The sequence below is a fragment of the Corynebacterium mucifaciens genome, from assembly GCF_012396315.1.
GTDB lineage: Bacteria > Actinomycetota > Actinomycetes > Mycobacteriales > Mycobacteriaceae > Corynebacterium > Corynebacterium mucifaciens.
The window spans coordinates 18,179-33,786 of sequence record NZ_JAAXPF010000010.1; the positions used below are offsets into that span (position 1 = coordinate 18,179).

Below are 15,608 nucleotides of genomic sequence, written 5' to 3' on the forward strand. Positions count from 1 at the left end.
GGGCGAGCAATCGTGTTTGGGGGTGAAGGGTTCGCTTGGCTGGGACAGAATCACCGCGCTGACTTCTACTCACCAGTCGGCACAAACCACCGTCGCGTCTGGCACACCACGGCCGGCAGGCCTTCTTTTCGGCAGTTCTCCGCGATCTTCCGGGCAAGCGGGAGTTTGTTCGTGCGGCCGAGAAACTCGGTGCCGCACTCTGTCCAGACCTCGTAGGTCTGCTTGCCGAAGCGAGGGTCGATCAACTCGCGTGGTGCGTCCTCGTAGACACCAGTGTCGGCAACAAGGGTGTCTTTCTCCATGTGCGTTTCGGCGAGAAGCCGCGAGCGCTCCCACATCGACAAGTTCCGTGGGTCCGCGTCGGCCTCAAGAGTTAAGAGTCCGGTGGTGCGGTCGCAGTTCTTCACGAGCAGAGTGAGGAACTTCTTCGCTTCGGCTACGTCGAACTCGACGTGCTCACCGTCAGGATCGAGCAGGCGAACGGTTTCGGCGTTGCGGCCGAGGAACACGTTCATGTGGGACATTTCGTCGCGGTCGAGGAACAGGTCGAGATGGAGAAGCACTGACTCGGGACGCCGCCGTTTCGGAATCGGTACGGAAAGGAACTCGATGTCTGATTCTTCAAAGTGGTGGTGGCTCATACGCCAGCAGCCTGCCTAGAGCCCTGGGTGGCGAACAACCGCAGGGGTGCAAGGTTCAGTCAAGGCTAGGACGTCTCTTTGAGCAAAGGGTCCGTTTCGGCTTCGATCCGGTCCCACCGCGCGAGGTACACAGCAGCCTTCTCGCCACGGGCTAACCTCTCTCCGGTCTCTCCGAGTGCTGCGGCCGCAGACCAGTGAACGGAGAGCAGGTTGAAGTTCTCGTCTCGGACTTCGATCCGAGACCCCGTTGCGGGGTACGGGGCGTTTCCACCTGGTGTCAATGCGTAGAAGCTGTCTGGTGCTGCCTCGGTGGCCCAAGAGTCGCTGTGGTGTGAGGTCATACTTTGAGCATGTCGTCGTAGCCACGTTGTCGCTAGATCGGGGGTACTTGGCTAGTAGGAAACGTTGCCTGACGTTCGCGGGACATTGAATTGCCGCTGAGGTTGCTCATCTTCACTGCCGGCTTGAGCGTCGTGCGTGAACTGGAAGGACATGGCGAGGAGCTGTTGGGTGAAATCCAGCGCGTTTGTCGCAGTTCTATCGGTTATCGCTTCGATTTCGTGGGTGGCATCGTTGCCCCACTCCCGGATACTGTCTGCCCAATCGTTTTTCATGCGACGCGTGAGGTAATCGTTCTCAACCAGGTAATCCACGCAGGCGAGGAAACTCGGAGCCCGGTTGTTGTCCGCCTTGGGTGCCAATCCGAACTCTACAGCGGTAGCAAACACGATCTTCCTACACATCAGAACAGAGCTGGTGTAGGCGCCCACGGAGTGCGTGAGCACGGCCTCGCGCCACATCTCGTCTATGTGGTTCGGCAAATTTCGTATCGGCCGGTCGCCAGCAGCAGGAGGGAAAACAGTCCATTCAGACCGGCCGTCGGACATCGCGATAGACGCTCCGAGGCACTCGGTGCAAACCATCCACCGGAAATGCTTCCTCTCGGTGCTGCCCGTCGGGTAGGACTTAGCGATATTCACCGTTCGGCCGCGGCCGCAGTTCGGGCATTCAATCGAACCCTTGTTGGCTGTCGAGTCTTCGAAACGAAACACGGTATGCCCGTCATTGGGGTGCAGAAAAAGTAGGCTGAACTCTTTTCTCCCGAGCATGAAACTCCTTTTATCGAGGGGGCGGTCAGGTCAATCGTAACTACCGACAACGACACTCCTCGTTTTCTTTCGAACACGCCGACGACTAGGGCAGGCTGGTCATCAAACGCTGTTCGCCGCTCGCTTCGAGTCACGGACCGAAATCTCGTTCCGGTTCGTTAACCTTGAAACAGCATTAGAGAGGACACCCATGTCACGACTGACTGACCTGCTTGCCCAGGCCCGGGCCTATGACCCCCGCATGGCTCAGGAGCTAGAACGCGAGATTCGCCACGCCACCAACCAGCGATCCTTCGGCCTTGTCTTTGAGCGCCACCTGCCCGACGGTGTCGAGCTGCCAACCCGGCCTGTTCGCCGCGGCGACATGGTCCATATTCTTCCTCCCCGTGGCACAGTGGCACCCACAGACCCAACACTGTGGAAGGTCGTGACGATTGACCGCAAGACCGATGGCGGAGCTACCGCAACGGTCATCGAAGCGGAACCCGGACAGGGCAACGAGCCGGAGGTTCGAGACGGGGTTGCAGTAGACGACCTTGTCGTAGTGGCTCAGCACGACGACACGATCTACCCCGGGCTCGTCCAGACCGGTGAGGTCGTGAACTCGTCTGACCCCCAGGCGCCGTTCCACACGGTCATTAACGCCGAGAACCTCCACGCTTTGAACCTTCTGACGTACACCCACCGCCACAAGGTGGACTGCATTTACATCGACCCGCCGTACAACACCCGCGACAAGGACTGGAAATACAACAACGACTACGTTGACGGCGACGACCAGTACAAACACTCCAAGTGGTTGTCGATGATGGAGAAGCGTCTTGAGCTCGCCAAGGAGCTGCTCAACCCCGAGGATTCGGTGCTCATTGTCACCATTGACGAAAAAGAGTACCTGCGGTTGGGAATGTTGCTAGAGCAGACGTTCCCGGAGGCCACGATTCAGATGGTGAGCAGCGTAATTAACCCGGGCGGAGCCTCAAGAGTCGAGCAATTCACTCGTGTGGACGAGTATTTGTTTTTTGTTCAAATAGGTAGTGCGAGGCCCAGAAAGTCTCGAATTGAGACGCTTCCAATCCCGGACCCAAACTCCGCTAAAGGTAAGCCGGTCTCCAATCGCTCCCCTATTTGGCGAGGGCTACTGCGGGGAGGGTCAGGGCCACTGCGAACTGATTCGCCCAGCAAGTTCTACCCGGTCCTCGTTGACTCATCAGATGGACGGATCGTCGGCCCAGGGCCCGTTATCCCACTCGGGCAGTCACGCCATGACTATGAAGCTCCTCCGGGCCAAGAAGCGGTTTGGCCACTGAAGAAGAATGATGTTGAGGGCAGGTGGGAAGTTAATCGCGACACGTTCAAGTTCAGACAAGAACTCGGATACATTCGCGCAGGAGAACCGAATAAAACCACTTCACGAAGGACAATCTATTACCTGCGCAACGCCGAAATGGAAAGAATCGAAAACGGCGAACTCATCTCCGATGGCATGAACGAGCTCGGCTATCTCGAACTGCGCTATAACGAAGACCTAGAGCGGTCTGCGCCTGGTAAAACGGTGTGGAACATCCGGGCACACAACGCCACGGAGTATGGAAGCAACCTGGTTAAGAAGTTCCTTCCAAAGCGGAAATTTCCTTTTCCTAAATCTCTTTATGCAGTCGAAGACACAATCCGCTTTTACCTGTCCGACAAGCCCAACGCCACGGTCCTCGACTTCTTCTCCGGTTCGGGAACGACCGCTCACGCTGCCATCCGACTGAACAAGCAGGACGGCGGCCGGCGGCATTCAATCTCGGTGACTAACAACGAGGTGAGTTTCGAAGAGGCTAAGAAACTTACCAAGGACGGCTTCCGTCCCGGCGACCCGGAATGGGAACGTCTTGGAATCTGCGACTACGTGACGAAGCCGCGAATCGAGGCTGCGATCACAGGCAAGACCCCGGCCGGCGAGCCGATCAAGGGTGACTACAAGTTCACCGACGAGTTCCCAATGGCCGACGGCTTCGAGGCGAACGCAAGGTTTTTTACACTCACCTACGAGCCGCCGACAATGGTGCGCCACGGCCTGGCCTACAAGCAGATCGCACCGCTGCTGTGGATGCGTGCAGGCCAGTTCGGTCGGGTCATTGAGTCCATTTCTGACCGAGGCTGGGACGTGGCCGAGTCGCACGCAGTCATCACAAACTTGGCGGCGGTCGAGTCGTTCGCCGACTCGATCCGCGAGACGGGAAGCGTTACGACTGCGTACATCGTCACCGACGATGACCTGGCGTTCCAGTCAACAGTGAGCCGCCTTGACGACCTCGAAGTTGAGTGCGTGCAGCTTTACAGCACTTACCTCACCAATTTTGCCTTCACCCAGTCCGGAGGTGCGATCTAGCCATGAAGTACACGCTCAAGCCCTACCAAGAAACCGCTTCGCGCGAGATTCTTGAACGCCTAGATGAAGCCAACCAGGTTCGTGCGATTGGCAAGCAGGCCGCGTTCGCGCTTTCTGCACCCACCGGTGCCGGTAAGACCGTGATCGCCACTGACGTGTTTGAGAAGCTCCTTCTGCCATCAGATGACCGTGTTCCGGACGAAAAGGCTGTCATTATCTGGTTCTCCGACAACCCGGACTTGAACCGCCAGTCCCGCCACCGTATCGAGGGTGCGTCAAGTAGTTTGCACGGTCGTACTGTCGAAATCGACAACTCGTTCATTAGGAACGAGTTTGAGCCGGGCAAAATCTACTTCCTCAATACCCAGAAGCTGTCCAAGGGCACAGTGTTGACGGGTGGACGAAAGAAAAGCGACTCGAACTTTGAGCTGTTCGACAATGCACCCGATTTGACGCAGGTGACAATTTGGGACACGCTTCGAAACACCCTTGAATCGCCCGACCACAACGTGTACTTCGTTGTGGACGAGGCACACCGCGGCTCCGGGAAGCAAACCGACCGTGAGACGATCCTCCACCGGCTCATTGCCGGCCACACCCCGGACGGCGCTACTGCGCCGGTTCCGCCGATGCCAGTGGTCTTGGGAATCTCCGCCACACCGGGCAAGTTCAAGAAAATGCTCAATGACATGCCTGGTGCCCGCATGGTGTTAGAGGACGTGGACGTCCCGACCGACGAGGTGCAAGAGTCAGGCCTGCTCAAAGACATTGTCGAGCTCCAGATTCCCGGTGAAGAAGGTGCAGCGTTCGAGAATGTATTCGTCCGCCAGTCGGCCCGTCTGCTCGCTGAGTCCACGCAGCGCTGGAGCGAGTACCACATTGAGCAAGGAGGAGATGACAAGCGAGTCGTACCTCTCATGGTTGTGCAGATGCAGGACTTAGCGACCCCGGAGGACATGTACCGAGTCATCACGGCTTTGCGCGAGGGTTGGCCAGAGCTGCCACACGATTGCTTTGCCCATGTTTTCGGCGAACATGCTGCGATACAAGCAGGCGACACGGTGATCCCGTACATCGAGCCGCAGCACATCGAAGACCGCGAGTGGATTCGCGTTCTGTTCGCCAAGACGGCTATCTCCACCGGCTGGGACTGTCCGCGTGCCGAGGTGATGGTGTCCTACCGCCCAGCCAATGACGAGGACTTCATTACCCAGGTCATTGGACGCATGGTGCGCTCTCCGCTGGCGCGTCGAATCCCAGGCGACGACCTTCTCAACTCCGTGCTGTGCCTGCTGCCGAGGTTCAACCGCGCGGCCGCTGAACGGGTCGTAATGAGCATCAACAAGCCAGGCGAGATTGACCCGCCGCCGATCATCAACCCCGTGGTGAAACCGGAAACGCTCAAGCCTATCGAGAACGAGGAGCTGTGGGCAGCGTTCACTGCTCTTCCGACAGAGGTTGCCCCGAAACGGTCCGGCAAACCCATTTCACGCCTCATCAACACCGGCATTGAGCTGGAAGTAGACGGGCTCATGCCGGACGGCGAATCGAGGGCCAAGAAGGAACTCGTTTCGATAGTCAACGCACTGCTCGTTCGCTACGCCGACGAAGTTGAGACCAAGAAGAAAGACATTCTGAAAGTTGAGACGCAGCGACTGACGTACCGGTACTCGGACCGGGGGCTGAAAGGCGAAGACTCCATCGAACTTGTCGCCGACGACCGGGTCATCACCGAATCGTTTGAGTTGGCGACTCCCGTGTTCAGTCGGGCACTCGCCAACCTGTGGGTCAACGACTACCTCGTCGCAGGGTTGGACAACGGTGAAGCCGACGAAGACCTCATTATCGAAGCCCACCTAACGCTGGGCGCTCTGGCGAAAGTCGAAGGAGCCAAAGACTCTCTGTGGCGTGAAGCCGATCAGACGGCGAAGTCCTGGCTTGACCAGCACCGGGCTGACATCTCCGCGCTGCCGGACAGCCGGCAGGCGAAGTACACGGTGCTGCGTGAGATGGCCGAGGCACCGAGCACCGTGTTTTTGGAAAAGCCCAGAAACCGCATGGAGTCCCCGGGTGTGTGGAACTCGGAGAAGAAGGAGCTCGACCCGTACCCCCGCTACGGCAATCGGGCACTCGTCGCGGAAGACGGTTCAGCGCCAGCGAACCTGAATGACTGGGAGGCAAAGGTCGTCGCGACCGAAATGGCGCGACTTGGTGCGGTTTCCTGGTACCGCAACCCGTCGCGTCCAGGCCGAGACGCGCTTTCTGCGGTCTACTACGACGAGGCCACCGGTCGCTGGAGGAGTGTACAGCCGGACTTCATCTTCTTCCTCCGCGACCGCGAGGGCACGATGCGAGCGTCCATCGTTGACCCGCACGGTGCCTACCTCGGCGACGCGCTCGGGAAGCTGCGCGGCCTTGCTCGCTACGCGGAGCAGTACGGAGAGCTCTTTGTCCGCATCGAGTCGGTCTCCGGAGCGGACGCCGAGTCGCTTCGAGTTCTCGACTTGAAGTCCGAAGCGGTTCGCGCCGCGGTGGCCGAAGCTGCGAGTGCCGAAGCTGTGTACGAGAAATACGGGTACGACTACAAATAGTGGTCCATCCTTGAACCGTTAAGGTCGCGCAGCCTTCGGATTTCTAGTCGATTGGCGCGACCCGAATCCGATTCCCGTCCGGGTCAGCGACTACGAAAGTTGTGCCAAAAACGTCCTCGTGCGGCTCCTCGACAATACGAACGCCTTTGTCCACCCAGGCGTCGTAAGTCTCCTGCACCTGTTCTGCCCTGACGTTCAGGCAAACTTCTGATGTCCGAACCGGTTCGTTTTCCAGAGCCGATGACTCCCCAGTCCACAGGGCTAGAGCAACGCCTTCCGCTAACCCGAAAGTGACGTAACGCGGTGTTTCAAACGTCGTTTCAATGTCAAGTAAGTCCCTGTAGAAGTCAACCGACTTCTGTATGTCGCTGACGTAGACGATGAAAACCAATTCACGGTTCATTTTCTTCCTCCAGATTCAAGATTGCTCTGGCCACGTTACCTGGGTCGTCGGTGGACCCAAAGGAATCCAAGTATCGGAACCAATACAGGTCGTGAACGGTCAATCAGTTTCATTGACGCCGGGCTGAGCACACTAGCGCCCAATGAAGGCTCAGCAACGGCAGACCGAATTATTCCGGCAAAGTACTCTATGACGACTTGTCGTCTATGTACGGTCTACCAAAATGCCCTACAGGTTTCTGAATGGTTTTGTCTCCGCCCGCGACACCGTAGGGGTATGCAAGTTGAATTAGGTATTCGACGGGGCGGGATTCGCCCCCGGCCACAGACGCACTTCGAGTCCGACTTCGAGCCGGGCCATGGTCTCCAGGGACGGCCAAGTGTTGCCGTTGAGGATGTCCGAGATAGTCGAGGCGGCGACGCCAGACTTCTCCGCGACCCCCTTGACGCTTCGGTAGCGGTTCCGCTCGCGCCGGAGGTTAATCACCATGGCCTGGATCATCTGGTGCTCGGGCGCGCTCACGTCGAGACTGTCAGGCCAGCCCGGGTAGAGGCTCGCGGGGCTACCTGGCTTGGGTCGTACCATGCCCCCACCGTAGCGGCAGGGACAAGAAGTTTGCTGCTAGGGGTAGTCGTAGCCGCCCTTGGAACGCAGGTGGGGCTTTCGCGAGACCTGGTGCGGCCAGAGCGACGTTTCGAGCACCGCTTCGGCCGCCGCGACGGTGTGGACGGCGGGCCACCTTTCACCGGAGAGCCAACGACGGAGCACGGTCTCTCCAATGCCAGCCCTCTTTGCGAAGTCCTGCTGGGAACTAGCCCAGCCGCGCTCGATGTACCGCTCGATCTCGCGCACGAGTGCCTGTCGCATGCCGAGCGCCTTTGCGTAGACGGGTGGCAGCGTCTTGGCGGCAACGTTTGGCCACTCCGGGTAGGCCTCGCGCGGCGGCGGGAAAGTGGACATGGTCTTCACCGTACCGGGGTTCGAAGCGGGTTCCGCAGCGGTGGCCGTTCCGGGGGTACGACACTTGCTCGTGAAGGGGGCTTGTCGTGGGGCTAACTGTGCAAGAGCGTGAGTACGTCGAACGGCGCGTCGCTGGTTACACACCCCAGTTTGTCAGTGGCACCACTTGGTCAACAGTCGCACCAGTAGTGCAACAGATTGCTCTGGAAGCATTCGAAAAGGGCGGTGCCGAGCACTTCCACCTTCGGCAAAACCGCCACAGCGAGGTCTCAAAATATATGCGCGCGCTTACTCACGTCGCCGCGTATTGTCACCGCGTCGGCCGGCCAGTGACCCGCGAGACGGTGCTCGACGTGGACGTTTGCCATGCGGCACTGAACGGCCTCGCACAAACACGCCGGAACACGGCCACGGTCCGCACGTATCTCAACAAAATCACCACGACGCTCACCGGCACGTCGATAAGCCTTCTACCGCGCGAGCCGAAAGAGCAGGCGAAGCCGTACACAAGGAGCGACTTCGACGCGCTCCGCCATTGGGTGCAGTCGCAGTCCACGCAACTCACACGAGAGCAGGCGTACACCGTGCTGGCGCTTGGACTCGGAGCGGGTATCTGCGACGGAATGGAGACCGTCCTCGCCGACGACGTGAGCGTTCGCGACGGGGTGACGTGGGTGCGTGTGGAGAGACTGCGTGGTGCGGGGCACGCCACCGCGGTGCCAGTCGCTGCGGTCTTCGGACCGGGTCTCGCTGCGGTAGCCGAGGCGAAAGACCCAGGCGTACCGCTTTTGCCGTACGGGGACATCAATGACCTGGTCAAGAAGGAGCTAAACCGAGGAAGGAAGTTCAAAATCTCGCTGCGCCGCCTCCGTGCGACGTGGGCGGTGCAGGTAATCCGCGCGGTCCCGCGAGAAGTTGCGGTTGCCGCTATTGGAACGACGCACTTGTACGAGTTTGAACGTCTCGCGAGGGTGAACCCCGAGCGCCCAGACACTGTGGAAGACCACGTCGAGGTGCTTACTGATCCGTACACGGACTGGCCTGGTCTGACAGCGAGCGCTGGCGGTGTCGGACATTGGGCAGGTATCGGCTCAAGAGCCGGCACCGAGGTGACGGAGCAAGGCGTAGGCCAGGGAGCCTACCCCCAGACGGGTGAACCAAATAGTATGCATAGTGCATCTCTGCGCGTTGTTGAAGGAGGCTTAAAATGAGTGAAACGTGCAGTACAAAGCGTGATCCGATGCCAGCTTGCTGCGATTGCCGTAAACACTTTGACCGGCGCATGAGCCGTTTCTGGACCTTGACGACCTCTCGGTGTCGACCCAGGCTGGTGCTATCTCACTCCACCACAGAGATAGCCCACGCACCCACCACCTACGGCGTGGGCGGACAAGGACAATTCGACATGCCCACCACACCACATGAGGTCATCGCCGGATACACCCCGACGGTCCTGCCGAGGGCTCGCTGGGACGCGGTTCGCACCTTCGTCACGGACGCCGTTTCGACTGCCGTGACGGATGACTGGAGCGCGGACAAGACCCGCGCCACGCTTCGTACCGTTGCTCGACTCGCGGACTACGTTTCGATGTCCGGACGGGAAGTCTCGGTCGAGTCCGTGTTTACCGAAGCCACAGTCAATGCTTTTGTAGACCAGTCTGGGTACAGCACCCACGTCCAAGGCACGACCAGGTCATTGCTTCGCGTTGTCGGCCAGGCCGCTCACCGGCACTACGACACGCCGAGGCAGCGCCCTCAGTACGGAACCGACAAGAAGAGCGCCCCGTACACACAGGACGAGATGACTCGCCTACGCCATTGGGCGGACGGTGAGGCCACTGTCCAGCGCCGTCAGCAGGCCACCCTGCTCCTGGCGTTGACCCTCGGCGCGGGCCTTCGCTCCGGAGAGGTCGCGACGCTTACCGCTGCGGATGTCGAAACGGACGAGACCGGGACGGTGGTGTACCCGTCGGGCTACCGCGGGGCGGGACGTCGTTTTGTACCCGTAGACCACGAATGGGTGCAGCCGATTCGAGAAGCCGTCGAGCGAGCCAAAGACCTGGACTCGTGGCTGTTCCGCCCGGAACGGACAACCTCGTCGGCCGGTACGGTGGCGCTTTTCACGAAGCGCTCGCACCGTCCGTCGCTGGCCGTGGACATGAGTCGCGCCCGTACGACCTGGATTGTCACCCAAGTCCGCCGGGGCGTTCCAGAGTCCGCAGTGATTGAGGCCGCGGGCTTGAGCGACTTGCAGCACTACCGGAAATTCCTGGTCAACGCGGAACAAATCACGGCGCGAGAAGCGAGGTCGCTGTTGCACGGAGGTCCGAGCCGGGAAGCGGGACGGGCTTCCCTCACCGTGATTCGAGGCGGGGCGTAAGCGCCCCAGAACTAACCAAGCCATAGCCGCAAAACCCCTGGTGAGCACCCGGGGCGAGTCCTTTATTGCCGAAAACACCCGCGAGAGGAGGTGAACCACGATGTCCCAACACATTGACAGCGACTGGTACGAGCAGGTGCGTCAGCTCTTAGCGAAAGACGGGGCAGTCAAGCCGTCGAAGAAGCGGAAGAAGGCTTGGGACGAGGCGCTAGTTGCCTCGTCCGAGACGGAGCTCGAAGTACGCGAAGAGAAGACCGCAGACCGCGACTGGCTGTATATCGAGCAGCGGCGCGAAGTTTACTCCACAGTGAAGTTGGCCTGGGACATTGTGGAACGCTCCGGGGTCGTCGGCCTTGTGGAGCAATGGCGCGTCGAGGACGGCCTCATTACGAACAAGGGTGGGCGGCCCAGGAAAGTGAGTATCCACGCTGCGCTTACGCTCTGGATTCTGCTCGCCATCCAACGACAAGCGCAGCACTTCCAGGACATGGGCCGCACTATCGCATTCGGTCTTACGCCTGCAATCTGGTCCTTACTCGGCCTGGAAGAAGAGGGGTTCGACGTCAAAGACAAGCGTCAGCGTCGCAAGATTCGCAAGCGCTGGGCTGACCGTGTCTGGTACACGATCTGGGTGACCCGCGAGACCATGGAGCCCTACCCGGAGATTCGACTGCGAGAGCGGTACACCGTCGGCGAGTGGCTCGACTTGGTCCCCGGCGGCCAACTCGATGTCAACGACGACGAGGAGACTGCGGCTTTCCGCGAGAAGCGACGCAATCGCGGAACGGAGTTCTCGAACCGGCTTATATGGGCCTCAGTCGAACTGATGAATCCCGAGGCTTTCGCTTCGTGGGACGGCACGGTCGCCGTTGACGGTACCTCGCTCCAGGTGTCTAAGCGCGGCACGCCGGCACGCAAGCGGATGCGCCAGGGGTCTGTGCCAGACGACGCTTTAGTGGCGTCGACCCCTGTGGCTGGTTGGCACCACAAGGAGACCACCAACCATGACGGGGAGAATCCGGAGGTTAAGGGTGGAACCTACGTATGGGGTTTCGAGGCGACCATCGCCGCGATGACCGGCGACGGGTTTGCGAAACGGGGTGGTAACCCGGGGCTCATTTTGGGCATGGGCTTCCACCGTCCGGGTGTGAACCCCACCGAGCGTCTCTGGGAGGCACTCCAAAACGTCACCGAGCGTCCCGAACTTCCTCGCGGCTACATGCTGTTCGACCGCCTCTACCCAGCGCAGAAGCCGGAGAGAATGCACATTCCGCTGCGAGAAGAGGGGTATGACCTCGTCTTCGACTACAAGGACAAAAACCGGGGTTACCAGACAACCCTGCCGTCCGGCGCGGTGGTCATTGACGGCGGACTCTACTCGCCGGGAATCCAGTCTTTCCCTGGTCTCATAGACCCGCACTCCGAGTACGAGGCTGGCGACATTGACCACGAGACGTACATGAGCCGACTGGAGGGGCGGAAGCGGTTCGCGCTTGCCACAAAAGGCACCAAAAGCAGTGCCGGTGACCGCCGCTTCCGGTGCCCAGTCAAGGCTCCGGGTTCGGCACTAGCTTGTGCTTTAGTGCCACGAGGGGACGAGAAGCCTACGGCTAAACAGCGCTTGGAGTTGACCGTAAAGGACGTGTCCAGCTTCTCTGCTGCGCCACCCGCGATTTGCCGTCAGGCCTCGGTGACCATCAAGAACAACGTCGAGGACGGTGCCCGGTGGCTCCAGCAGGGTCCCGCGTACGGGACGCCGGAATGGCAGGAGGTGTACGGTCAGCGCAACATGATTGAAAGTCGCAACGACAAGCTCAAGAACGCTCGCGGCGTCGGTATTGGCGACTCAACTATGCGCCTCATGCGGGGGTGGGCCGGCCAGCTGATTGCGACCGCGATTTCCTGCGTCGCCGTTAACGTGCTGTTGCTGACCTCTGATTCGGCCTGGTTTGACGAGAGCGGTGATGACAATGATCCGTCCCCGCGTGGCTATCGCGACGACCTTGACCGTAAACGCAGCGAGCGAGCGCTAGCCGGCACGTTCCCGAACGCTCCGCCAGTTGCCGCGTAAACGCAGGCCGCACGCCTCCAGAAAAGTGTTCTGGTGGGCAGCGGCCTAGAAGTCGTGTTCGAATAGTGGAAAACGCCCAGAAATTGGCATTAACGTGCCGACTTCCGGGCGTTTGGCGTTCAGAGAAGTGCTTCTTACCAGTAGGTTGACGCACTTCTTTCTGAAAATGAGTTTGGCGGGGGTCTTGGTAGAAGTTTTCCGAACTCTTTCGAAAAGTTCTCCGAAACCCCCAACAACACAGCGTGCCCCAGGTGAGACTCGAACTCACACTGGACGGGTTTTGAATCCGTTGCCTCTGCCAATTGGGCTACTGGGGCATCGCGGGAAAGTGTATCCCAGTGCAGCCTGAGGGAGGAAATCGCCCCGCAGGCGCTCCAACCGGGCCATGTCGGGCTGCCCGCTAAACTGGCCAACCGTGAGCACTACACCGGAGAACACGAAGCGACTGCTGCTTATCGACGGCCACTCGATGGCCTTCCGCGCTTTCTATGCCTTGCCCGCGGAGAACTTCTCCACGTCGGGCGGCCAACACACGAATGCGGTGTACGGGTTCTTATCCATGTTCGCCAACATTCTCGCGGAGGAGAAGCCGACACACGCCGCGGTCGCATTCGATGTGGGACGTAAAACGTTCCGCACGGAGCGCTTTCCGGAGTACAAGGCGCAGCGCGAGTCTGCTCCGCCGGAGTTCAAGGGCCAGGTGCCCATCATCGAGGACGTGCTGGGCGACCTCGGAATCACCACGCTGAGCAAGGAAGACTATGAGGCGGACGACGTCGTCGCCACCCTCGTCAACCAAGCTCGCGCCGACGGCGACTTCGAAATTGTGCTGGTCAGCGGCGACCGCGACTACATCCAGCTCGTCGACGGTGCCACCACACTGCTGTACCCAACTCGTGGTGTCTCCACGATGACCCGTTTCACGCCGGATGAGGTGGAGAAAAAGTACGGGCTCACGCCCTCGCAGTACCCCGACTTCGCGGCGCTGCGCGGAGACCCGTCGGACAACCTGCCCAGCGTGCCCAAGGTGGGGGAGAAGACCGCCACGAAGTGGATCTCCCAGTACGGGACCCTCGACGGCCTCATCGAGCACGCCGACGAGCTCAAAGGCATGGCGGCGAACAACTTCCGTGAACGCATCGAGCAGGTCAAGCTCAACCGGGAGCTGACGCAGATGGTCACTGACGTGGAGCTGCCGGTCGGGCCCAGCGACCTGGAGCTCAAGCCCGCGGATGTGACGGAGGTGGCCTCCCGCTTCGACGACCTCGAGTTCGGGGTGAACCTCCGCGAGCGCGTCCTCGCTGCCGTGCCTACCGACGGCTCCGCCCCCGAAACCGAGGTCATCGAGCTCGAGGATATCGTGCTTGACGACGAGCCTCTGGACACCTGGCTCGAAGAGCGGTCAGCCGACGGCCTGGCGGTATACCTCACCGGCAACGACGCGCCGGGACAGGGTGACGTGGTCGCGCTGGCGGTCGTCGATAAGCAACGGCATGCGGTGAGCAAGCTCGCGGCGGACTTGAGCGCCGAGGAAGACGCGGCGTTGAAGCAGTGGCTCGAATCGGACGCGCCGAAGTTCATGCACGAAGCCAAAGCGGCGTACCACATGCTCCGAGGCCGTGGAATCGAGCTTGCCGGTGTTGCGCACGACACCGCGATCGCGGCCTACCTGCTGCGGCCAGGTCAGCGCACCTACGCGCTGGAGGATATCTACCAGCGCCACCTGCAGCGACAGCTCAATGTCGGGTCAGACCAAATGAGTTTGCTCGGCGACACCGCAGACACCGATGCGGCGGCCGCGATCCTGGAGTTGTCCGCCGAGCTTGCCAAAGAACTGCGCGAGATCAATTCCTACGAGCTCTACGCGGACCTTGAGCTTCCACTGGTTACCGTGCTCGCTGAAATGGAACACATCGGCATCGCGGTGGACTTGGACGTACTTGAAAATCAGCGCAAAGACTTCGCTCACAAGGTTGAGCAAATCGAGGAGGAGGCGCGGGTGCTTGTGGGCGAGCCGTCGCTGAACCTCTCCAGCCCAAAGCAGCTTTCCTCGGTCCTTTTTGACAAGCTCGAGTTGCCGAAGACGAAAAAGACCAAGACGGGGTACTCAACTGCCGCGGGCGAGATTGAGGCGCTGGCAGAGAAGCATCCGCACCCGTTCCTGGACCACCTGCTTGCGCACCGCGAGATGCAGAAACTGAAGTCCACCATCGAGGGCCTGATCAAGACGGTGCAGCCGGACGGGCGCATCCACACCACCTTTAACCAGACGGTAGCCTCGACAGGCCGGTTGAGCTCGGCGGAACCGAACTTGCAGAACATTCCCGTGCGCACCGAGGCTGGCCGCACCATCCGCTCCGCATTCGTGGTGGGCGACGGGCATGAATGTCTGCTCACCGCTGACTACTCCCAGATTGAAATGCGCGTCATGGCACACTTGAGCCAAGACGAGGGCTTGATCGAGGCGTACCGGGCAGGGGAGGACCTGCATAACTTCGTGGGTTCGCGTGTCTTCGACGTGCCGATTGATCAGGTGACGCCGGAGCTGCGCCGACGCGTGAAGGCCATGTCCTACGGGCTTGTGTACGGTCTTTCCGCTTACGGGTTGTCCAACCAGCTGTCCATCTCCGCAGGGGAAGCGAAGAACATCATGGAGAGCTACTTCGAGCGCTTTGGCGGGGTGAAGCGCTACTTGAATGAAGTGGTGGAGCAAGCGCGCCGCGACGGCTACACCTCTACGGTCTTCGGCCGCCGCCGGTACCTGCCGGAGCTCAACAGCGATAACCGTGTGGCGCGGGAGAACGCGGAACGTGCAGCACTCAACGCGCCGATCCAGGGCACGGCGGCCGACATTATCAAGGTGGCCATGCTCAGGGTCGATGCGGCTCTGGAGGGCAAGCAGTCACGCGTGCTCCTGCAGGTGCATGACGAACTGGTGGTGGAAGTGGCCCCCGGGGAATTGGATGAGGTGCGGGGGATCGTCGAGCGGGAGATGGATGGTGCGATCGAGCTGCTCGTGCCGCTGGAGGTCTCGGCGGGCACTGGCGCGAACTGGGACGAGGCGGCGCACTAAACC

The 15,608-nt window shown here is 60.3% G+C and carries 11 protein-coding genes and 1 tRNA gene; 6 read left to right on the top strand and 6 right to left on the bottom strand.

The window, feature by feature from the left end; genetic code table 11:
• Nucleotides 1-65 precede the first annotated feature (65 nt).
• Both HF989_RS08755 and HF989_RS08760 read right to left on the bottom strand, forming a co-directional pair.
• Nucleotides 66-641 carry a hypothetical protein gene (locus HF989_RS08755; protein WP_168685732.1) on the bottom strand — a complete coding sequence of 192 codons (576 nt, stop codon included), beginning with the start codon at nucleotides 639-641 and terminating at the stop codon, nucleotides 66-68.
• A 392-nt stretch (nucleotides 642-1,033) separates the two neighbouring features.
• Nucleotides 1,034-1,750 (bottom strand): DUF4145 domain-containing protein, encoded by a 717-nt coding sequence (locus HF989_RS08760; protein ID WP_168685734.1) that lies wholly within the window; start codon nucleotides 1,748-1,750, stop codon nucleotides 1,034-1,036.
• A gap of 190 nt (nucleotides 1,751-1,940) precedes the next feature.
• Here HF989_RS08760 and HF989_RS08765 point away from each other — a divergent pair, with 190 nt between their 5' ends.
• Nucleotides 1,941-4,127, top strand: coding sequence for a site-specific DNA-methyltransferase (locus HF989_RS08765; RefSeq protein WP_168685736.1), 2,187 nt, complete (start codon nucleotides 1,941-1,943; stop codon nucleotides 4,125-4,127).
• Nucleotides 4,128-4,129: 2 nt separating this feature from the next.
• Nucleotides 4,130-6,718: a DEAD/DEAH box helicase gene (locus HF989_RS08770; RefSeq protein ID WP_168685738.1), complete on the top strand. Its 2,589-nt coding sequence runs from the start codon at nucleotides 4,130-4,132 to the stop codon at nucleotides 6,716-6,718.
• Between the two features lie 43 nt (nucleotides 6,719-6,761).
• On the opposite strand, the gene HF989_RS08775 is transcribed toward HF989_RS08770, so the two are convergent.
• The 3 genes from HF989_RS08775 to HF989_RS08785 all read right to left on the bottom strand — a co-directional run bounded on the left by HF989_RS08775 (nucleotide 6,762) and on the right by HF989_RS08785 (nucleotide 8,081).
• Complete coding sequence (locus HF989_RS08775; RefSeq protein ID WP_168685740.1) at nucleotides 6,762-7,121, bottom strand: VOC family protein; 360 nt, start codon at nucleotides 7,119-7,121, stop codon at nucleotides 6,762-6,764.
• Nucleotides 7,122-7,409: 288 nt separating this feature from the next.
• Nucleotides 7,410-7,706, bottom strand: coding sequence for a helix-turn-helix domain-containing protein (locus HF989_RS08780; protein ID WP_168685742.1), 297 nt, complete (start codon nucleotides 7,704-7,706; stop codon nucleotides 7,410-7,412).
• Nucleotides 7,707-7,742: 36 nt separating this feature from the next.
• Nucleotides 7,743-8,081 carry a helix-turn-helix domain-containing protein gene (locus HF989_RS08785; RefSeq protein WP_168685744.1) on the bottom strand — a complete coding sequence of 113 codons (339 nt, stop codon included), beginning with the start codon at nucleotides 8,079-8,081 and terminating at the stop codon, nucleotides 7,743-7,745.
• 188 nt (nucleotides 8,082-8,269) lie between these two features.
• Between HF989_RS08785 and HF989_RS08790 the strand changes: the two genes are divergently transcribed.
• The 3 genes from HF989_RS08790 to HF989_RS08800 all read left to right on the top strand — a co-directional run bounded on the left by HF989_RS08790 (nucleotide 8,270) and on the right by HF989_RS08800 (nucleotide 12,532).
• A complete protein-coding gene (locus HF989_RS08790; protein WP_168685746.1) occupies nucleotides 8,270-9,292 on the top strand; it encodes a hypothetical protein in 1,023 nt (340 codons plus the stop codon).
• Nucleotides 9,293-9,486: 194 nt separating this feature from the next.
• On the top strand, nucleotides 9,487-10,461 hold the full coding sequence (locus tag HF989_RS08795; RefSeq protein WP_168685748.1) for a site-specific integrase: 975 nt from the start codon (nucleotides 9,487-9,489) through the stop codon (nucleotides 10,459-10,461).
• Nucleotides 10,462-10,561: 100 nt separating this feature from the next.
• A complete protein-coding gene (locus HF989_RS08800) occupies nucleotides 10,562-12,532 on the top strand; it encodes a hypothetical protein (RefSeq protein WP_168685750.1) in 1,971 nt (656 codons plus the stop codon).
• A 243-nt stretch (nucleotides 12,533-12,775) separates the two neighbouring features.
• On the opposite strand, the gene HF989_RS08805 is transcribed toward HF989_RS08800, so the two are convergent.
• Nucleotides 12,776-12,849, bottom strand: a tRNA-Leu gene (locus HF989_RS08805).
• A gap of 152 nt (nucleotides 12,850-13,001) precedes the next feature.
• On the opposite strand from HF989_RS08805, the gene polA reads away from it, so the two are divergent.
• Nucleotides 13,002-15,605 (top strand): DNA polymerase I, encoded by a 2,604-nt coding sequence (gene polA, locus HF989_RS08810; RefSeq protein ID WP_246233912.1) that lies wholly within the window; start codon nucleotides 13,002-13,004, stop codon nucleotides 15,603-15,605.
• The last annotated feature ends 3 nt before the right edge of the window (nucleotides 15,606-15,608 follow it).